Source organism: Enterobacter sp. T2 (genome assembly GCF_010692925.1).
GTDB lineage: Bacteria > Pseudomonadota > Gammaproteobacteria > Enterobacterales > Enterobacteriaceae > Enterobacter > Enterobacter kobei.
On the sequence record NZ_CP048736.1, the window covers coordinates 2,375,399 to 2,395,973 of the forward strand.

General features: G+C 58.5%; 19 protein-coding genes. 7 read left to right on the top strand and 12 right to left on the bottom strand.

Translation table 11 applies throughout. The annotated features are described in order from the left end of the window. Positions 1–33 precede the first annotated feature (33 nt). The 11 genes from G0034_RS11425 to G0034_RS11475 form a co-directional block, all read right to left on the bottom strand. Positions 34–402, bottom strand: coding sequence for a hypothetical protein (locus G0034_RS11425; RefSeq protein WP_014883880.1), 369 nt, complete (start codon positions 400–402; stop codon positions 34–36). A gap of 87 nt (positions 403–489) precedes the next feature. Then, positions 490–1,050, bottom strand: coding sequence for an RNA polymerase sigma factor (locus G0034_RS11430; protein ID WP_078309863.1), 561 nt, complete (start codon positions 1,048–1,050; stop codon positions 490–492). A gap of 5 nt (positions 1,051–1,055) precedes the next feature. Continuing rightward, on the bottom strand, positions 1,056–1,475 hold the full coding sequence (locus tag G0034_RS11435) for a hypothetical protein (protein ID WP_023292366.1): 420 nt from the start codon (positions 1,473–1,475) through the stop codon (positions 1,056–1,058). Positions 1,476–1,673: 198 nt separating this feature from the next. Then, the gene (locus tag G0034_RS11440) at positions 1,674–3,224 is read right to left on the bottom strand and encodes a methyl-accepting chemotaxis protein (protein WP_179120880.1); all 1,551 of its coding nucleotides are present in this window, start codon (positions 3,222–3,224) and stop codon (positions 1,674–1,676) included. 89 nt (positions 3,225–3,313) lie between these two features. Next, positions 3,314–4,330 carry a LacI family DNA-binding transcriptional regulator gene (locus tag G0034_RS11445; protein WP_047027019.1) on the bottom strand — a complete coding sequence of 339 codons (1,017 nt, stop codon included), beginning with the start codon at positions 4,328–4,330 and terminating at the stop codon, positions 3,314–3,316. Positions 4,331–4,358: 28 nt separating this feature from the next. Next, the gene (locus tag G0034_RS11450; protein WP_023330454.1) at positions 4,359–5,765 is read right to left on the bottom strand and encodes a sucrose-6-phosphate hydrolase; all 1,407 of its coding nucleotides are present in this window, start codon (positions 5,763–5,765) and stop codon (positions 4,359–4,361) included. Further along, positions 5,765–7,135, bottom strand: a complete 1,371-nt coding sequence (locus G0034_RS11455; RefSeq protein ID WP_014883886.1) for a sucrose-specific PTS transporter subunit IIBC — start codon at positions 7,133–7,135, stop codon at positions 5,765–5,767. The genes G0034_RS11450 and G0034_RS11455 overlap by 1 nt, the downstream gene beginning before the upstream one ends. A 67-nt stretch (positions 7,136–7,202) precedes the next feature. Then, on the bottom strand, positions 7,203–8,720 hold the full coding sequence (locus G0034_RS11460; RefSeq protein ID WP_023338338.1) for a carbohydrate porin: 1,518 nt from the start codon (positions 8,718–8,720) through the stop codon (positions 7,203–7,205). A gap of 173 nt (positions 8,721–8,893) precedes the next feature. Further along, complete coding sequence (gene cscK / locus G0034_RS11465) at positions 8,894–9,784, bottom strand: fructokinase (protein ID WP_023338339.1); 891 nt, start codon at positions 9,782–9,784, stop codon at positions 8,894–8,896. Positions 9,785–9,873: 89 nt separating this feature from the next. After that, positions 9,874–11,085 carry a diguanylate phosphodiesterase gene (locus tag G0034_RS11470; RefSeq protein WP_179120881.1) on the bottom strand — a complete coding sequence of 404 codons (1,212 nt, stop codon included), beginning with the start codon at positions 11,083–11,085 and terminating at the stop codon, positions 9,874–9,876. A gap of 90 nt (positions 11,086–11,175) precedes the next feature. Continuing rightward, a complete protein-coding gene (locus tag G0034_RS11475) occupies positions 11,176–12,657 on the bottom strand; it encodes an alpha/beta hydrolase (protein WP_179120882.1) in 1,482 nt (493 codons plus the stop codon). Positions 12,658–12,923: 266 nt separating this feature from the next. On the opposite strand from G0034_RS11475, the gene G0034_RS11480 reads away from it, so the two are divergent. Genes G0034_RS11480 through G0034_RS11510 form a run of 7 tightly spaced genes read left to right on the top strand, consistent with a single transcriptional unit; the run spans position 12,924 to position 19,757 of the window. Then, positions 12,924–13,778, top strand: coding sequence for a MurR/RpiR family transcriptional regulator (locus G0034_RS11480; RefSeq protein WP_014883891.1), 855 nt, complete (start codon positions 12,924–12,926; stop codon positions 13,776–13,778). A gap of 12 nt (positions 13,779–13,790) precedes the next feature. Then, complete coding sequence (gene ddpX / locus G0034_RS11485; protein ID WP_014883892.1) at positions 13,791–14,366, top strand: D-alanyl-D-alanine dipeptidase; 576 nt, start codon at positions 13,791–13,793, stop codon at positions 14,364–14,366. 15 nt (positions 14,367–14,381) lie between these two features. Further along, positions 14,382–15,914, top strand: coding sequence for an ABC transporter substrate-binding protein (locus tag G0034_RS11490; protein ID WP_063614296.1), 1,533 nt, complete (start codon positions 14,382–14,384; stop codon positions 15,912–15,914). A gap of 22 nt (positions 15,915–15,936) precedes the next feature. Beyond that, positions 15,937–16,959, top strand: a complete 1,023-nt coding sequence (locus G0034_RS11495; protein WP_179120883.1) for an ABC transporter permease — start codon at positions 15,937–15,939, stop codon at positions 16,957–16,959. Then, entirely contained in the window at positions 16,956–17,852 is an 897-nt protein-coding gene (gene ddpC, locus G0034_RS11500) for a D,D-dipeptide ABC transporter permease (protein WP_023330458.1), read from the top strand. The genes G0034_RS11495 and ddpC overlap by 4 nt, the downstream gene beginning before the upstream one ends. Further along, on the top strand, positions 17,849–18,835 hold the full coding sequence (locus G0034_RS11505; RefSeq protein WP_032636453.1) for an ABC transporter ATP-binding protein: 987 nt from the start codon (positions 17,849–17,851) through the stop codon (positions 18,833–18,835). Before ddpC ends, G0034_RS11505 begins: the two co-directional genes overlap by 4 nt. Further along, a complete protein-coding gene (locus G0034_RS11510) occupies positions 18,828–19,757 on the top strand; it encodes an oligopeptide/dipeptide ABC transporter ATP-binding protein (protein ID WP_032636451.1) in 930 nt (309 codons plus the stop codon). The genes G0034_RS11505 and G0034_RS11510 overlap by 8 nt, the downstream gene beginning before the upstream one ends. On the opposite strand, the gene G0034_RS11515 is transcribed toward G0034_RS11510, so the two are convergent. Continuing rightward, complete coding sequence (locus tag G0034_RS11515) at positions 19,754–20,503, bottom strand: SDR family NAD(P)-dependent oxidoreductase (protein ID WP_023337325.1); 750 nt, start codon at positions 20,501–20,503, stop codon at positions 19,754–19,756. The two genes, G0034_RS11510 and G0034_RS11515, sit on opposite strands and share 4 nt — an antisense overlap. Positions 20,504–20,575 lie beyond the last annotated feature (72 nt).

The window sequence follows — 20,575 nt, forward strand, 5'->3', positions numbered from 1 at the left end:
CAGTGAAAAATTATCGTGTGATGACGATGATTTTCATTCACGGAAAACGCAGTTTTTAAGGTGTATTCGGGGAGGCGGTGCCTGAACGGGCTGTTCCACGGGCGCAAATGCCCGCCCTTGCGTAAACAGCTGCAGCAGCGCGAAGAAGATAATAATGGCCGGTAGCGCGCCGTCGAAGAACAGTGGCTGCGCGCAAAGCAGGGAGTGCGCGCCTAGCTGACAGGGTGAAGGCCCAGACTCCCCGGCGTTGCTTTGCGACGGGGCGTCTGCACTCAGGGCGATCTGCGGCTCCAGTCCCTGTAAAAAATGGTTGAGCATGACCGCACGCTGCACGAGGCAAAGCGCCATCGCGAGACAGGTAACGATCAAAAGCCATTTTCCGAGGAGCTGACGGTTGCGCATAACATTCCAGAGTGACAAGACGCCCCGATCATAAACGATAGTGATGAATCTACAAGTACCGGAAGTGTAAGGTTTTGTCTGAGGCCGCTATTCGCCCGTCAGGGCATCATAGATATCCCGCAACCGCGTGCGCAGAAACAGCACCGCCTTGTGCTTGCGGGATAACAGCGCCTGTTCGCTGGCCCCCGTCTCCTCTGCCAGCATTTTAATGCTGTAGCCGTGAAGCTCGGTCTTTTCAAACACCTCGCGCTGCGGCGGCGGCAGTTCAGACAGGGCCTGCCCCAGCTCTTCCCACAGCAGCGTTTTGAGATACTCCTCTTCCGGCGTCTGCGGGACACCGAACAGGGTTTCGGCCAGCTCGTCCTCCGGGAAGCCCTCCTCCTCTTCATCCGTAAAATAGCCGGAGAGCGACACCTCGCGTTTCTTACGCGCCCGGTCGGTCATCTCGTTACGCGCCGCGCGGAACAGCCAGGCGGCGACGTTTTCGACCGGCTGCTCCACCTTCATCAGCTGATAGGTCACTTCCTGCAAAATGTCGTCGGCGTCGTCGCGCACGGACGTTCGTCCGCGAATGAAGGCCTTCAGCCGGGCACGGCAGGCGTTGAGCGGCGACATCAACAGGGATCCGCCCACCTCTCCGGCTTTCATCTCGCTCACTCTGCGTCCGGCGCTTTTGGCGTAGCGTCATCGCGCTTATCGTCACGATGACCGTGCCAGCCGCAGTGGCCGCGCCCGTGGCGACCAAAGCCTTCGCGGCGCTGCTGAATAAACGCCTCGCGCTGCTCGGGCGTCATGTTCATCCAGCGCTCGTGCATCCGGCGGTGTGCGCCAAACATGCCGGGACGGAAGCCCAGTCCGCCAAACAGAATGCGGCTCAGCACCAGAATGCCCAACGCCTGCCAGAAACCAATGGCTTTCACGCCAAGGATTGCCGGGAGCAAGGCGTTCCACAGGGACATCACCAGCAGGCCGAGCACGATGAAAATCACCGCGCCGATGACTAAGCCCTTGCCCATACGGTGACGACCAAATCCGCGCCCGTGACCTCTGCCGTGCAGTTCAAAATCTCTCATGGTGTTTACCTCGTTTATTGTAACTGATTATGGCTTGTGATGAGGTAGACGGATAAGGGAGGGAAATATTGCTGAGGGGAATGAAATAATTTTACGGATGCGCAATCGCAGCGAGTGCCCGGCGGCGCTAACGCTTGCACGGGCCTACAGATTTCGTAGGCCGGGTAAGCGTCAGCGCCACCCGGCAGATTCAAAGAATTACGCCTGCACCGGCAACCTAAAACTCGAAATACTCCGTGAAAGCTGCTGCGCCTGCTCTTCCAGCGAGGCAGCCGCCGCAGCGGACTGCTGCACCAGCGCGGCGTTCTGCTGGGTCACGCCGTCCATTTCGGTCACCGCCTGCCCGACCTGGCCGATCCCACGGCTCTGCTCTTCCGAAGCCACGGAGATCTGCTCCATCAGCGTATTCACTTTGTTCACCGATGAAATAATCGAGTCAATCACCTCGCCCGAGCGGTTGACCAGCTCCGCACCGTTTTTCACGCTGGAAACCGACTGCGCAATCAGACTTTCAATGTCTTTGGCTGCCACCGCGCTTTTCTGCGCGAGGGTGCGTACTTCACTGGCCACTACCGCAAAACCGCGGCCCTGCGTACCGGCGCGCGCCGCTTCCACCGCTGCGTTCAGCGCCAGAATGTTGGTCTGGAAGGCAATGCTGTTAATCACGCTGGTAATGTCTTCGATGCGCTTCGAATTCGCCGCGATGGTATTCATCGTGTCGATCACCTCGCGGGTCACCGCTTCGCCGGTATGGGCATTGTGCACCGCATCCTGCACCAGTTTTCCGGCCTGATACACGTTATCGGTATTGTTCGCCACCGTCGCGCTCAGCTCTTCCATGCTTGCCGCCGTCTGGGTCAACGCGGAAGCCTGCTGCTCGGTACGTGATGCGAGGTCGATATTGCCGGAGGCAATCTCCTGCGCCGCGTGCGTCACGGTGTGGCTCGCATCGCGCACCTGAGCAATAGTGGCCAGCAGTGCCTGACGCATCTGCTCCATCGAGCCCATCAGGTGGTCGATTTCATTATGCGAACTCCCCTTCACCGGCACCGGAATGTCGAGCTTGCCCGCGGCGATCTGGCTGCAGTGCTCGCGCGCCAGGTTGACCGGTGCAAAGACGAAGCGCTTCATGAAGAGGCTGACGGCAACAATCACCAGCACAAACAGGAAGGCGATAACGGCAATCATCACCAGGCCGGAGACGAAATTACTGCTCGCGTCTTCGTTCAGGCTTTTGGCGTATTTCTGGTGGACGGAAAGGACCTGGTCGAGAACGATTTCGTACTGGCGGTCGAGGCGGGAAACTTCCGGGATCAGCGCGTTAAATTTAGCAACATCATGTGCCTCGGCGGCATCGATCAGCGGCGCCAGCCCCTGGTTACGGTAGTTTTGCCAGGCATCCTGATAGGCACTCACCAGCGGCGCTTCATCCGTGAGTCGCGGCGAAGCCATAAAGGCCGCAAAGGCGTGGTCCGCTTTGGTCAGCGCCTCTTTCACGGCGGCAAGCTTCGCCGCCCCGTCTGCCGAGTTGCCCGCTTCCACCATCTTCACATACTTCATCACGCGAACGCGCAGCGTACGGCTATGGTTGATGGGGTCAATAATCGACAGCACAACCTGGATCTCTTTGTTGACGTTATCCAGGGAATTATTACTTTTAATGATGAGGCCAACGCTGGTGACGGTGCTGACCACAAAGAACAAAAGCAGTGAGAACAGGACAATCAGGGATGACTTTTTCAACGACATAAACCAATACCTCAAGGAGAATTATTCCTTATGGTTATCGGCGCATCCAAAACTTAAATTAATTAAAGTTATTGATGTATCGAACGAGGCTATACCGCTGACTTATAGCGCCGCTGCAGGGAGGCATTGAGCTTGCGCTGCAACGGCTGCGGCGTCTCCCCTTCGATCAATTTGCCAATCAGATCAAAGCAATGCCACGCCAGCTGGCGATTGTCCTGGCGAATGGTATCCACCGGGATCGTCAGCGAATCGTAGAGATAGTGATCGTCAAAGCTGGCTAATCTGATATCACTTTGCATCAGGTTATGTTGACCCATATAGCGCAGTACCCCTTCCAGCAGCCCGCAGGCGGCGGTGAACAGGGCTTTCGGTGGGCGTCCCAGACGGGCGCAGAGTTCGGCGAACATTTCGTAGCCGGAGCTCGGGTGGTAGTTGCCGTGAATGATCCACTCGGGGCGCAGTTCCACACCGGCCGCTCGCAGACCTTGCTTAAACCCTTCCAGACGGTCGCGAGTCGGAGAAAGGCGCGGCTGTCCGCCCAGAAAATAGAATTCATCCGGATGCTGGCGGGCAATATCCGCCACCAGTTCCGTCGTTGGGGTGATGGAATCGGTGATCACCAGCGGCAACGTGCTGTCGTTCATATGGCGATCAAAAAGCACCACGGGCAGCTGCTCGCTGAGTTTCAGGTAGTCCGCATCATTAAGCATGCTGGAGGCGACAATCAGTCCGTCGACCTGACGCGCCACCATGTTATTGACGACCACCGTCTCCTGCCCCGGATTTTCATCGCTACAGGAGATCAGCAGTTGGACACCCGCCTCGCGGCACAGCGTTTCCAGCTCGTGAGAAAAGACGGCAAAGCCGTAGTTGGTGATCTCCGGCACCACCAGACCAATGGTGTGGCTACGGTTATCGCGTAGTGACCGGGCGTGAATGCTGGGCTGATAGTGGTGCTCTTTCGCAATCGCCAGCACGCGTTCACGCGTCTCTTCCGCCACGCGAAGCTCTTTGCTGCGCCCGTTCAGGACCAGGCTGGCGGTGGCTTTTGACACACCCGCCAGCTCCGCGATGTCTTTAATGGTGACGCGTTTTGTTTTTCTCACAACGACTTAGATCCGGCTGCCAAAACCCTCATTCTATCATGCAGGCGCGCAGCGACCAGTAGCGTAATGTGATATCGGACGCACCTTCGAAGCGCACCCAGGCCGGATGGTCAGGAAAATAGCGGCTGCTCATCACCCCTTCGCCATGATTGATGAAAATTTCAACGCTGGAGCGGTCGCACAGGACGCGTAAATGGTGGACGTCCCCCTGCCAATAGCGGGTCAACGTCTCACCAGTTTTCAGGCTCGCGCGTTCCAGCCGCACGCCCTGCTCATCAACCGTGAGGCGCAGCGCGCCCGCAAAATCGACGTTCACCTGCGAGGCGCTTAACTCAAACTCCAGTCGCGCGGCATCCAGAACGGGCGCATCGCTGGCACGTCCCTGCCAGTGCTGCTCCTCTTCACGCAGCGCCGCCAGCTCACGCACCGGAGTCTGCCAGAGCTTGCCGTCGCGATACTGCAATTCGCGCGGGCAGGTCATCTGGTGCATCCAGCCGTGCGACCGCGTCGGCTGAAGCATCTCTTCCCCGTCCGGTACGCCCATCCAGCCAATCAGAATGCGTCGTCCATCTTCCGCCAGCGTCGTTTGCGGGGCGTAAAACTCAAAGCCCGCGTCAAGCTCGTGCAGCTCGCCGTGCGCAAACGTGCCGCGTTCATAGCTAAACGCCCCACTCATCCAGGCGGCCGGATAGGTGTTGAGATAGCGATACGGCTCGCGCGCCAGCCCCTGCGGACAGCAAATCAACACGTGCGTACCGTCGAGCGCGAACAGATCCGGGCACTCCCACATATAACCTGCGTCCTTCAGGCCGTTGACCCCGTGACCAGCGATTTCACCGCAGGAAGCCCAGGCATGTAAATCAGCGGATTTAAACAGCAGCACTTTGCCGCGCTTTTGCAGATCCTGCGCGCCCAGCACCATGTACCACAGCCCGTCGTGTTGCCACACTTTCGGGTCACGCACGTGACCGGTGTAGCCCCCCGGCAGCGCCAGCACCGGCCCCTGCTTTTTAAAGGTGCCGTCCGGCTGTTCCTCGGCCAGGCACTGCCAGGCGGTACGGCTGCCGTCATCGAACTTCACGTTGCCGGTATAGCACAGCGTCAGCACGCCCTGGTTATCCACGGCGCTACCGGAGTAGCAGCCGTTGCGGTCATACTCTTCGTCGGGCATCAGCGCCAGCGGCTCATGCTGCCAGTGGACCAGGTCCGCAGAACTCCAGTGCCCCCAGCATTTAAAACGATGCTCACAGTCCAGCGGATTCCACTGATAGAACAGATGGTAGCGACCGGCAAACCAGATAAACCCGTTGGGATCGTTCATCAGCCCCGTCACCGGTGCGGCGTGCCATTGCGGATAATGGCTGTCAGCCTGCGCGCGCGGCTGCCCTTTCATAACGGCCTGCAGAATCGCAGGCCAGCGGGAAGGTAACGTCATTATTCAGAGTCCGTTTTATATTTCAGCAGCAGCGAGACGGTAAACGCCACGCCGAAGGCAATCACCATGCCGATAATATAGTTGAGCAGCGAGCTGGCCTGCACGATGGCCATACCCGGAATGGCGGTCAACCCGACGGCAGTCATGTAGACATGCACAGAGACCACCCAGGCGCCCCCCACCGCGCCACCAATCAACGCGGCAATAAACGGCTTAACGAAACGCAGGTTGATACCAAAAATGGCCGCCTCGGTGATGCCCAGCATCGCAGAGAACGCCGACGGTAACGTAATGGCTTTGATTTTGGCATCGTTGGTTTTGAACCACACCGCCAGACAGGCACCGCCCTGCGCCACGTTCGCCATGGCCCAGATCGGCAGCAGGAAGTTCACGCCAATCGACGGGTTGCCCAGCAGCCCCGCTTCAATCGCGTGGAAGCTGTGGTGAATACCGGTGATCACAATCACCGAATACAGTCCGCCAAACAGCAGCCCGGCCAGCCAGCCCGCGTGGGCGATAAGCGTGCTCAGGATAAAGGAGATACCATCCCCTAAGGCGCGTCCCGCCGGACCAATAATCAGCAAGGCGATAAAGCCAGAGATCACAACGGTGAGGAACGGCGTCAGGATCAGGTCCAGCGCATCCGGAATCACGCGGCGCAGGTTTTTCTCCACGATGCTCATAAACCAGACGGCCAGCAGCACCGGAAATACCGTGCCCTGGTAGCCAATCATCGCGATCTCCAGGCCGAAGAAGTTCATGGTGTGGAAACCGGACGCCACGCCCCAGGCGTTAGTCAGCGCCGGATGGGTCAGGATGCCGCCCAGCGTCGCGCCCAGGTACGGGTTACCGCCAAACTCCCGCGCGGCGGTAAAGCCGATCAGGATCGGCAGAATGATAAACGCCGCCGAACTGCACATGTCCAGCATGATATAGATAGCGTTGTCCGCATTGACCCAGCCGTAGGTTTTCACCATGCCGAGCAGACCCATCAGCAGGCCGGACGCCACAATCGCAGGAATGATCGGCACAAAGATATTGGAGAGCAGACGCGCTATGCGCTGGAACGGGTTCAGCTTGCGCGCCGCCAGGTCCGCCGCCTCAGACTTGCTGGACTCGCTAATCCCCGCCGCCTGAATAAACGCGGCGTAGACTTTATTCACCACGCCCGTACCAAAAATCACCTGCATCTGCCCGGCGTTACGGAAACAGCCTTTAACGCCGTCGACCTTGCCGATCGCCTGTTGATCGGCCAGCGCGTCATCAACCAGCACCAGACGAAGACGCGTTGCGCAGTGCGCCGCGCTGGCGATATTTTCCTTGCCACCCAGCAGCGGAATAAGCTCGCGGGCGATTTGATTAAAATCCATAGATACCTCTGCCTGACTTCTTTTTTATGATGTGCGAAACGCCCCCGCCAGGCGGGAGCGTGATGGGTTAAAACCAGGTTTCCATCTGGACCCCAAAGTTCCATTCCCCGCCGGCGTTGAAACCGCTGCTGCCAAAGGCATCATCGCTGGCGTAATTATCCAGTTTGCTGCTCCAGTCCATCCAGGTGGCGAACAGGCGAAGCTCCGGGCGGCTGAAGAAATCGCCGATTTTGCTCGCTTTTAACGTCGGAGCAAAGGTCAGCTTGTAGAAACTGCCGTTGACGGCGTTTCGGTCTTTATAACCTTCCGGGTTTAAGTCCATATACTGATAGCTTCCCTCAAACGCCAGCGCGAAATTCTGGGTCACCTCTTTAATCAGGCGGGTGTTGAGCGTGACCCACTCATAGCTGTCGCCTTTGACGTAGCGATCTTTACTACTCTGCGCCAGAACGGCAGGCGCAACGCTCCAGCCACCGCCAATTGGCGTGACACCGTAACTTGCAAAGCGCCAGGTATCCGCCTCGGACAGCAGTGCGCCATCCGAGCCGATGCTTTTCACTTCCGCCCCCAGCCCGTGACCATACAGCAGCGCGGTTTTGGCCGTGCCTTCCCGCAGGCCGTAGAAGCTCTCGTTGTGCAAGCCCACCAGGGCATGAACGCCCGTGTTAGCGGCATCCGTTTTGATGAGATCGCCGTTCGCGTCTTTACGATCGTCATTATCTTTAGCCCGCAGGCCGCTCACCATCAGCTGGAGCGGTCCGGCGAAGTGGTTCATGCTGAGGATATAGTTCTGAACGTTATTGTCGGTCTGCTCCACGCTGCCGAAGTTGCGGCCATAGAGGGAGAAGTTACTGCGCAGCGAATCGTTCCATTTCACGTCGTAGACGCCACCACCGGTACCGGCCAGGAACACCACGTCGGAATCCAGCCAGTGAATATCAAAGTTATCGCGGTCGAAACGTTTACCTGCCCAGAAGGTACTGCCCTTCAGCGCGCCGGTGAAATCAGGGAGATTGCCCAGCTCGGCAAAGGCCTGACGAATATTGAGATCGCTGGTATCAGCTGACCAGTCGTTATAGGTTCTCTGGCCGTCGGCCAGCATCGCTTTAAAGCGCGTCGTCGCCCCGTTATCCAGGGTCTGTTTGTGCTCCAGGTTCAGCTCAACGTAGGTGTCGGCTTCATTGCCCAGACGCCCTACTGCACCACCGGTTTCGCCGGCTGGGGTCAGATAAGGACCGCTTTTGCTGCTGGAGGCCGCGTCATTCATCAGCAGGCCGGAACGAGCGTAGCCGTGGAACTCAAACCCGCTGCTTTGATCCGCTTTCTTCTCCAGCGCAGTGGTGCGCTGCGCCACCGCCTGGGTTGTCGACTGCGTCTGCTGCTGCGCGGCAACGAGCTGCTGCGTTTTTTGTTCTGCTTCCGTGGCGCGTTTCTCCGCCCTCTGCGCGCGCGTCTCTGCGTCCTGAAGGCGTTGTTCCATTGCGGCAAGCCGCGCTTCGATACTTGTCATATCCGTTTGGGCAAAAACAGAGGTACTTCCGGCCAGCATGCCTATCATCACGGCAAGTCTGCGTTTTTTATACATTTTGTCGCATCCCTCAAAGAAGTCATTAAACGTGCTAAATTGCTAAACCGGTTTAGGTTGCTGATACTAAACTGGTGAATTTTGGATCGGCAATCTTTTTTGCTAAACCGTTTTAGTAAGTGTGATCGGGGCGACAATTCAGGCCGTCGACCGACGGCCTGTAAAGGGAGAAATTAAAGGTCGTGCTGCCAGGGCAAGGCGGTCATCGCCCCTTTCGCAGTGGTGGCTAGCGCGCCGCAGCGCTGGGCTAAGGTGATGGCGGGAACCAGTTCAAGACCGGCGGCCAGCCCGTAGAGCAGTCCGGCGACGAAGGCATCCCCCGCGCCGGTGGTATCGACACACTTAACCGGGGTTGCCGGATAGTGGTTCACGGTGCCTTCATGCCAGGCAATAACGCCCTCTTTACCTTGCGTGACGAGCACCCGCCGCGCCGGACAGCGGCGCATGAGTGCAGCCAGACCGGCGTGCACCTGCTCCTCGCCGGTTAAAAATGCCAGTTCCTCGACGGAGAGTTTCACCACATCAGCACGTTGCAGCGCCTCTTCAAGGCTGCGACGAAGTGCGGTTTCATCCGGCCAGAGATCCGGGCGTATATTGGGGTCAAAACTGACGTAACCGCCCGCCTTCCTGATGGCATCCATTGCCTGAAAGGCCGCACTGCGGCTGGGTTCAGCGCTTAGCGCGATGGAGCAGACGTGCAGCCATTCACCCTGACTGAAGGTAGGCAGATCGGCAGGTTCCAGAAACAGATCGGCGCTCGGGCGCACCATAAAGGTAAACGAACGTTCGCCCTGTTCGTCGAGATCGACCACGACCGTTGAGGTGCGGTGTGCCGGGTCAAGGCGCATCCACTGCACATCGACCCGCTCGTCAGCCAGTGTGTGAGCCATAAAGCGCCCGAAAGGATCGTCTCCAACTCTGCCGATAAACGCGCTACGCCCCCCCAGGCGGGCAATACCGACCGCAACGTTTGCCGGGGCGCCACCCGGACATTGCAGTAATCTCCCTTCTCCATCAGGCAGCAGATCCACCACCGCATCACCCAGTACCCAGATTTTTTCCATGTGAACCTCGAAGCTAAACTATGTTAAACCGTTTTAGCTATTTAAGCACAGGCAGGACGACGGGGAAATAACGCGAGTGGAAAATTGCCTTAACGCGCCAGGTGCGGCCAGTGAATATCACCGACGCCGTTAAGCAGCGGGCGGGCAAACAGGAAGCCCTGGAAGCGGCGGATCCCGGCAGATTCGAGCCAGCACCACTCCTCTATTTTCTCGATACCTTCCGCCACCAGGGTGATTTCGAGATCGGAGCAGCAGCTAATAATCGAGCGTACAATCGCCTGTTTCGGACCGCTCAGGTGAATATCGCTGATAATCTCGCGGTCAATCTTAATTTTATCCGGCTGGAAGCGCGTCAGCAGAGAGAGACCGGCATAGCCGGAACCAAAATCATCAATCGCCATGCCAACCCCCTCACCGCGAAGTTGTTTAATGGCGCTGTTGAACTGATTCAGTCCGGATATCATCTCGTTTTCAGTGATTTCCAGCACCACCTGCTCTGGCTGAAGCCCGTGTTTTTTAATCTCACCGACCAGAAATTCCACTGCGCCAGGGACATTCACCAGCGACATCGGCAACAGGTTGACCGCAATTTTGTGGCTGCCAATCCCCAGCTTTTCCGCCAGCGCAAAGGCATAGGCTTTCGTCTGGAGATCGACCTGATAGAGGGTGTCCGGGTCAAGGGCGCGGAAGAACTGCTCCGGACTGCCGCCGTCATTGCTGCGGATAAGGGCTTCAAGGGAGCTGATCTTACCTTCCGAAGGCTCAACAATCGGTTGAAGCGCAAATTGACAGGTTTGCCCGGCAATCAGGCCCAGAGATTCGCCAAAGGGTAAGGTTTCGGGTTCGAGCGCCCACTTTGCCGGATCGTAACGTCCACCCGACGGGTTCGGACGCTTATCAGTAATAAACGTCTGAATAAATTTGAATACGCGGTCATCGGAGGCCAGGTAACTGTCGAGTTTGCTGTAACGCAGCACCGATTGCAGCACCTCTTTCGGCGACTGCGTCTGCAGATCGAACAGCAGCATCCCGACGTTTTCAAATCGTCTGCGCGGGCCATAATCCCGCATCAGTTCAACCACTCCGCTGTGCCGCTTGTCATCACGGATTTTATTGAACAGCCTGACCACGCCCTCTTCGGAACCTTCAAGAATTTGCAGAACGTCATCCCCTTTAGAGAGGAGCACACCGGTTATATTCAGCTTCGCGTTACGGCGTCTGGCGCGCTCCACCACCTCCCGGAGTTCGGTTGACGGGTGGGATAAATTCAACTGGCTTCGGTAAATGAGAGTCGTCAGCACAAAACGGGTTCCGATGAGAGAGGTGCCTTGAAGGTATTATTTAACATACTTAATCATTGCGACCTAACATATTCACACAACAGAAGAACGTTACTTTTTCTCATCCCCGATTCGGCTGTTGATCCTCTCCTCCATGTAGCCGTAGAACGGGTTTGAGGTGACCCGCATAAGCGCCTCTTTCCCGACGCTCAATACAGAGGTTTCCCCCCAGAGCGCTATCGTCCCCAGGCTAATGCCGTAGCGGTTTTTCACGTCAGGCTCCCGGCCATAGAGATCGTCATTCGGCGGGAACGGCACCGCAACGTGCGACAGGGAATAGACATCCTGCGGCCAGGACTGCCCAAGCGGCACGACCGTCTCGTGAGTGCTTCCTGCCGGGGTGATTTTCGCTACCGTTGAGAAACTGTGTTCATTCGCATTGGTAATAATCGTGACAGTGTAACGTCTATCGGCAGTAGGCAGCAGCGCTGAGGTGGCCGTCCAGGACGAGGGCTTGAACAGCGGACGGAAGCTCGCCGCCTGGTTGATATCAAATACCACCAGCTCGCTGCCATTTGCCGGAAGCTGATCAAACAAGCCGTTCACCACCGCGCGGGTGCTGACGGTGGAATCCATCACCGACTGGAATGCCAGAACCGGCGGCAGCGTTGCCAGCCTGTTTTCCCGCGCCTCCCGGCCAATCTGCTCCTGCAGCGCCTTCGTCAACAGCCACGACTGGCGGGCGGCGTTCACCGGGAACGAGTTGTATTTATACGGGTTATATTCCGGGGAAATATTCAGCCACGCCGCTTTGGCAAACGCCGGGAGCAGCGCCGGTAACCCGGCGAAACCGGCGAATCGCGCGAATGCCGTCACGCCGATCATCGGCGACAGCAGCACCAGCTGCTGCGGTTTACGCAGCGATGGCGCGTCAAGTGCATCGAGGGCATATTTCATCGCCAGCGCCCCGCCGTTGGAGTAGCCCACCAGATGCAGGGGCACATTTTCTCCCGCCAGACGCGTCGCTTCCCGAACGGCAAGGCGCGTCGCCGCCAGCCACATCTCCCAGTCAACGTCCGTCAGCGCGCCAGGCGCGGTGCCGTGTCCGGGCAGGCGCGGAACCACGGCCACAAAGCCGTGGGCCTGATAATTCTGAGCAAGATGTCTGACGCTATAGGGTGAATCCGTCAGTCCATGAAGCAACACCACCGCGCCGCGCGGCTTTCCGGCTGGCATGAGTACAAAAGAGCGGTTGGCATCCGGTGAAAACTGACCCGGCCAGACCAGGCTCTGGCGGTAATAGCGGTTTAGCGGCGTTTGTTCCTCATGCTCTGTTTTTGCCGTCACCGCGGTATTAAGATCGGCGAAAATGGCATTTTCGCGGGCAACATACCCGGCAAAGTCGGCGCCATCGAGCTCGCGTACGGACATCTCATCTGCCCGCCAGGTATGCCAGAGATGCAGTTCAGGCCCCTGCTGCGAGAGATAGACCCGCACTGCCAGCAGGACGACCAGTACGATCCCCACCACCATCGCTATTTTCTTAACAAGCACCATCAGATGCTCGCTGACTCGCCAGGGCCAATTCGCCATGCCGGGATCCCTTTCATGTCTACTGTGTTTCTATCTTATCAAAAATGTGATCGGGCTGACGTATTCACCAAATTCATACGTGCAGATTCTGTCACTGCACCAAAAGTGAACTACGCTGCACAAATGTTGATCATCCGTTAACTAAATATTGCATGAAGTTTACAGCAGAGCAGGCATTCCCTCGCCTGTGTTCCTGGCACGCGTCATGCATTGTTAACGAGGTAACACAAGATCGGCTTTTGACAGCGTGTTAACAGCGAGGCGGTATGACGACGAAACCTGAGATGTTGAGCCGTATCGAAACGATGTTTAGCCAGTTCACGCCCAGCGAAAAACGGGTCGGAAGCTGGTTGCTTGCCCACGCCGCGCAGATACCGTTTGAAACGGCTGAAAGCGTCGGTCAGGCGAGCGGGACGAGCGGGATCACCGTGGGACGCTTTCTGCGCAAGCTGGGCTACCGCAACCTGGAGGATGTCAAAAAGAGCCTGCGCGATCCGTATCAGCCCTGGGGTATGAACGAACGTCTGGACTCCTGGCAACAGCAGCGCCCCCTGCCCAACCGCCTTCAGCACGCCCTTTCGCTGGAAGTGGACGCCATCACGCAGGTGTATCAGCTCGCGCAAACGGACGTCTTCCGCCAGGTCGTACACAACCTGGCCCATGCGGATGCGGTGTTTGTGCTGGGGATCCAGTCCACCCGCGGGATCGCCAACGCCTTCTTCAGCCACCTTGAGTACCTGCGCCCGCGCGTGAGCTATTCGGAGGGGGCATCCGGAAGCTGGGTGGAATCCCTCAACTCGGGGTTTTCGCACCCTTATGTCGTGCTGACCGATACGCGCGCCTACTCCGCGATGGCCCGCCAGTACTGCCGCGTCGCGAGCGAAAAAGGCATTCCGCTGGCCTTAATCACCGACATCTGGTGTCCGTGGGCGCGGGATTATCCGATGGACTTACTGCAGGTGAAAACCGATACCGGTCATTTCTGGGATTCACTTGCCCCCGTGAGCTGTTTGTTCAACCTGCTGCTGTCGGGCGTGGTGGAAGCGTTGGGTGATGCGCTCCCGGCACGTCTGGCGGTAAACCGGCAATTACAACAAGAGTTTGGTCAATTCGAACGCTAAAGGAGCGGAGCTATGCCCGAAGAGAGTGAACTGATTGATGTGGCGAAGACATTTCCCACGCTGCATATCGATCTGAAGTACGCCACTGCCGACAACATCACCGGTCGCCCGATCTACCAAGAGGCGCTGTGCCTGCTGCATACCGACGCCGCCACCGCGCTGGCAAAAGCCATCAGCATTGCCACGCTGGCCGGGCTGAAGCTGGTGGTGTACGACGCCTACCGACCGCAGCAGGCGCAGGCCCAGCTGTGGGATGCCTGCCCGAACCCGGAGTATGTGGTCGACGTGGCGATTGGCTCCAATCACAGTCGCGGCACGGCCATCGACGTCACGCTGATGGACGAACACAATACCGTGCTGGATATGGGCGCCGGTTTTGACGAAATGCACGACCGCTCGCATCCGTATCACCCTTCCGTACCGCCGCACGCCCAGCGCAACCGTCTGCTGCTGAATGCCATCATGTTCGGTGGCGGTTTTGTCGGTATCAGCAGCGAATGGTGGCACTTTGAACTGCCGAACGCCGCCAGCTACCCGCTGCTTGATGACCGTTTTGCCTGTTTTCCCCTGACGCACACCCCTCTTTAAACCTGGAGCACTGCCATGAAAACATCGCTTCTCACGACCCTGATCGCCGCCACGCTGGTAATGAACGCTCCGCTGGCGCTGGCTGCCGTCCCGAAAGACATGCTGGTGATTGGTAAAGCCGCCGACCCGCAAACGCTCGACCCTGCCATCACCATTGATAACAACGACTGGACCGTCACCTATCCGTCCTATCAGCGTCTGGTCAAGTACAAGCCAGGCTCTACCGAGGTGGAGGGCGATCTCTCGACAGGCTGGAAAGCGTCCGACGACCAGAAAGAGTGGACCTTTACCCTGGCGGATAACGCGAAATTCTCCGACGGCACGCCGGTCACCGCCGAAGCGGTAAAACGCTCTTTTGAACGCCTGCTGAAGCTCGGCCAGGGGCCGTCTGAAGCCTTCCCGAAAGATCTGAAAATTGATGCTGTAGATGACCATACGGTGAAATTCACCCTCAGCCAGCCGTTTGCCCCCTTCCTTTACACGCTGGCAAATGACGGGGCATCCATCATTAACCCGGCAGTGCTGAAGGAAAATGCCGCGGACGATGCGCGCGGTTTCCTGGCGCAAAACACCGCCGGTTCCGGGCCGTTTATGCTCAAAAGCTGGCAGAAAGGCCAGCAGCTGGTGCTGGTGCCTAACCCACACTGGCAGGGTGAAAAACCGCACTTTAAGCGTGTATCGGTAAAAATTATCGGAGAGAGCGCCTCCCGCCGATTGCAGCTTTCCCGCGGCGATCTGGACATTGCCGACTCCCTGCCGGTCGATCAGCTCTCGGCCCTGAAGCAGGAAGGAAAAGTCGCCGTCGCGGAATACCCGTCCCTGCGCGTGACCTATCTCTACCTCAACAACAGCAAAGCGCCGCTCAATCAGGTGGATTTACGTCGAGCCATTTCATGGGCGACGGACTACCAGGGCATGGTGAAGGGCATTCTGAGCGGCAACGGCAAGCAGATGCGCGGCCCGATCCCGGAAGGCATGTGGGGCTTTGACGCCACGGCGATGCAGTACAGCTTCGATGAGGCCAAAGCGAAAGCGGCCCTGGAGAAGGTCAAAGACAAGCCCGCCAGCCTGACCTTCCTTTACTCGGATAACGATCCGAACTGGGAGCCTATCGCCCTCTCAACCCAGGCCAGCCTCGGCAAGATCGGCATTAACGTCAAGCTGGAGAAACTGGCGAACGCCACCATGCGCGACCGCGTCGGTAAAGGCGATTACGACATTGCGATCGGTAACTGGAGCCCGGACTTTGCCGACCCCTATATGTTCATGAACTACTGGTTCGAATCAGACAAAAAAGGGCTGCCGGGCAACCGTTCATTCTATGAAAACAAAGAGGTCGACTCGCTGCTGCAGGCCGCGCTGAAAACCACCGATCAGGCAGAACGCACCAAAGATTACCAGCAGGCGCAAAAAGTGGTGATTGACGAGGCGGCCTACGTTTATCTGTTCCAGAAGAACTATCAGCTGGCGATGAACAAAGAGGTTAAAGGCTTCACCTTTAATCCGATGCTTGAGCAGGTGTTCAACATCGCCACCATGAGTAAATAACGAATTCGCCGGGGGAAAGTGTATGACGTTCTGGAGCATCGTGCGCCAGCGCTGCTGGGGATTACTCCTGGTGGTGGCCGGTGTCTGTATCATTACCTTTATTATTTCACACATGATCCCCGGCGATCCGGCCCGTCTGCTGGCCGGAGACCGTGCCAGCGACGACATCGTGCAAAATATCCGCCAGCAACTGGGGCTGGATCAGCCGCTGTATATCCAGTTTGGTCGCTACGTCGATGCTCTCGCCCATGGCGATCTCGGCACGTCCATTCGTACCGGACGTCCGGTTGCACAAGACCTGAAGGCCTTTTTCCCTGCCACGCTGGAGCTGGCCTTTTGCTCCCTGCTACTGGCGCTGGTCATCGGCGTGCCGTTGGGGATTTTGTCGGCGGTCTATCGCAACCGCTGGCTGGATCATCTGGTGCGATTAATGGCGATGACCGGCATTTCCACACCAGCCTTCTGGCTCGGTCTGGGCGTTATTGTGCTTTTCTACGGGCACCTGCAGATCCTGCCGGGCGGCGGCAGACTGGACGACTGGCTCGATCCGCCGACGCACGTCACCGGGTTTTACCTGCTGGATGCCCTGCTGGAGGGCAACGTCGAGGTCTTTCTCAATGCGCTTCAGCATCTGATTTTACCCTCGCTGACGCTGGCGTTTGTTCACCTGGGCATCGTGGCGCGTCAGGTGCGTTCCGCGATGCTGGAGCAGCTTAGCGAGGACTACATCCGCACGGCGCGCGCCAGTGGCCTGCCTGGCTGGTATATCGTCCTGCGTTACGCTCTGCCCAATGCGATGATCCCGTCGATTACCGTGCTCGGGCTGGGGCTGGGCGATTTGCTGTACGGTGCAGTACTGACCGAAACCGTCTTTGCCTGGCCGGGGATGGGAGCCTGGGTGGTGACGTCCATTCAGGCGCTCGATTTCCCTGCGGTGATGGGCTTCGCTGTCGTCGTCTCTCTGGCCTACGTATTGGTGAATCTGGTGGTCGATCTGCTTTATCTGTGGATTGACCCGCGAATTGGGCGCGGAGGTGCCGAATGATGTTAACGCAGGAAACGCCCGTCCCGGTTAAAACGGCCAGACAACGTATCAACTGGGCAAAACTGTTCTGGATGCTGCGTCAAAGCCCACTCACGATGGTGGGCGGCGTGATTATGATTGCGATGCTCCTGGTGATGGTGACCTCACCGTGGATTGTGCCGCATGACCCGAACGCGCTGGATCTGACCGCCCGTCTGCAGGCACCGTCCGCACAACACTGGTTTGGTACCGATGAAGTGGGACGCGATCTGTTCAGCCGCGTCCTGGCAGGCAGCCAGCAGTCGATCGCCGCCGGGCTGGCGGTGGTGGTGATTGCAGGCGGCATTGGCTCGCTGCTGGGCTGTTTGTCCGGCGTACTGGGTGGGCGCGGTGACGCCATCATCATGCGGGTGATGGACATCATGCTCTCTATACCCTCTCTGGTGCTGACCATGGCGCTGGCTGCCGCGCTCGGCCCGAGCCTGTTTAACGCCATGCTGGCGATCGCCATTGTCCGCATTCCGTTTTACGTCCGTCTGGCGCGCGGCCAGACGCTGGTGGTCCGCCAGTTTACCTACGTGCAGGCCGCCCGCACGTTTGGCGCATCGCGCTGGCATTTGATCCGCTGGCATATTTTGCGCAATGCCCTGCCGCCGCTGATTGTGCAGGCTTCGCTGGACATTGGTAGCGCTATTCTGATGGCCGCGACGCTGGGGTTTATTGGCCTGGGTGCACAGCAGCCGACCGCAGAATGGGGGGCGATGGTGGCCGTTGGCCGTAACTACGTTCTCGACCAGTGGTGGTATTGCGCCTTTCCCGGTGCGGCCATTTTGATTACCGCCGTGGGTTTTAACCTGTTCGGTGACGGTATCCGCGACCTGCTGGATCCGAAGTCAGGAGGGAAACAGTCATGACCGAATCGGTATTACGCATTGAAGACCTGCACCTGAGCTTCCCGATTTTTCGCGGTGAGGTCCACGCGCTGAATAACGTCTCGCTGGAGATCAAAAGGGGTGAGATCGTCGGCGTGGTGGGCGAATCGGGATCGGGGAAATCCGTGACCGCAATGCTCGCCATGCGGCTGCTGCCGGAAGGCAGCTACCGGATCCATCAGGGCCAGGTGATGCTACTGGGTGAAAATGTCCTCGCGGCATCTGAGAAACAGCTCCGCAAGTGGCGCGGCGCCAGAGTGGCGATGATTTTTCAGGAGCCGATGACCGCCCTCAATCCGACGCGACAGATTGGCAAACAGATGGTGGAGGTGATCCGCCAGCATCGGCCACTTTCCCGGCAGGAGGCGCAACAAAAGGCGATTACCCTGCTGGAAGAGATGCAAATCCCGGACGCGCACCAGGTGATGGCGCGTTATCCGTTCGAACTCTCCGGCGGCATGCGCCAGCGGGTGATGATCGCCCTTGCCTTCTCCTGCGAGCCGGAGCTGATCATTGCCGACGAACCGACCACCGCACTGGACGTTACCGTCCAGCTGCAGGTACTGCGCTTGCTGAAGCATAAGGCGCGGGCCAGCGGCACCTCTGTGCTGTTTATCAGCCATGATATGGCCGTGGTATCCCAGCTCTGCGACAGAATGTATGTGATGTATGCCGGTAGCGTGATAGAGAGCGGCGCCACGCAAACGCTGATCCATGCCCCTGTTCATCCCTACTCCATTGGCCTGCTGAAGTGTGCGCCGGAGAACGGTCAGCCGCGCGATCTGCTTCCGGCCATCCCCGGCACCGTCCCCAACCTCAGCCAGCTTCCGCAGGGATGCGCATTCCGCGATCGCTGCTTTGCCGCCGGGGCGAAATGCAGCGAAACCCCGCGCTTACACCCCCATGGCGCAGAAGGCCAACAGGCCGCCTGCTGGTATCCGCAACAGGAGAAACCCCATGTCTGATGTGCTGCTGGAACTGGATAGCGTACACGTAAACTTTGCGGCACGTAAAAACTGGCTGGGCCGCGTCACCGAGCAGGTGCATGCGCTCAACGGACTCGATCTGCAGATCCGCCGGGGAGAAACGCTGGGCATTGTCGGGGAATCCGGCTGCGGTAAAAGCACGCTGGCCCAGCTGCTGATGGGCATGCTTAAGCCCAGCGCCGGGGCATACCAGCGGGTAAACCACGCGGGCGGCATGCAGATGGTGTTTCAGGACCCGCTCTCGTCGCTCGATCCGCGCTTGCCGGTCTGGCGCATCATCACCGAGCCGGTGTGGGTGCAAAAACGCAGCCCCGAACGGGAACGCCGACAGATGGCGGAAAACCTGGCGTTGCAGGTTGGCATTCGTCCGGAATATCTCGACCGGCTACCGCACGCCTTTTCCGGCGGCCAGCGCCAGCGCATCGCCATCGCCCGGGCTCTCTCGTCCGATCCGGACATCATCGTGCTCGACGAACCGACCAGCGCGCTGGATATCTCCGTGCAGGCGCAAATCCTCAATCTGCTGGTGACCCTGCAACAGCAGCGTAATCTGACTTATGTGTTAATTTCGCATAACGTCTCGGTGGTCCGACACATGAGTGACCGCGTGGCGGTAATGTACCTCGGGCAGATTGTGGAGCTGGGCAGCGCCGCCCAGGTGCTGGGGGAACCGCGCCATCCTTATACCCGTCTGTTGCTCGATTCGGTTCCCCGCACCGGTGAACCGCTGGATGAAACGCTGGCGTTACGCAAAACGGAGCTTCCCGGAAACCGTCACCTGCCCAAAGGCTGCTTTTTCCGCGACCGTTGCCCGCTGGCCACGCAGGGGTGTGAAGATCCCCAGGCTTTACAGCCCTCTCACGAGGGCCGTCACGTTCGCTGCTGGCGCAACCTGGGTTAGATTTGCGCCATCCCGCCGTCCACAAACAGCTCGGTGGCGTTAATAAAGCTGGCCGCATCGGAGGCCAGAAACGCCACCGCTTTCCCTACTTCACCCGGCGCGCCTAAACGTCCGAGCGGGACCTGCGCGGCCAGCGCATCGTACAGCCCCTGACGGTGTTCTTCCGGCACCAAATCACCGAGACCCGGGGTTTTGATTGGGCCCGGACTCACCACGTTGACGCGGATCCCGCGGCCCTGCAAATCCAGCGCCCAGGAGCGGGCAAAGTTGCGAACGGCGGCCTTACTGGCGCTGTAGACGCTAAAGTTTGCCGTCCCCTTAATGGAGACCGTCGAGCCGGTCAGAATAATCGACGATCCGGCGGATAAGAGCGGCAGCGCCTTCTGCACCGTAAAGAGCACGCCGCGGACGTTAGTACCGAAAATACGGTCAAACTGCTCTTCGGTGATCGCGCCCAGCGGCAGCATATCACCGCCCCCCGCATTGGCGAACAGGATATCCAGACGGCCTTCCTCTTTTGCAATCCGGGCATAAACCTCATCCAGATCGCCGAGTTTAGAGACATCCGCACGAATGCCCACTGCCGTTGAAGCAATTTCAGCCACCGCCGCGTCCAGCTCGGCCTGACGACGTCCGGTGATGTACACCTTCGCCCCCTGAGCCGCCAGCTCCTGCGCCGTGGCAAGACCAATACCGGTGCTGCCCCCGGTTACCAGTGCAATTTTTCCTGAAAGAGTCGTGTTCATGTCATTTACCTTTTGTTGGGTTTGATTTGCGCGCTTTCGCTCGCGTTGAACAAACTTTAGCCCTTGCAGCAT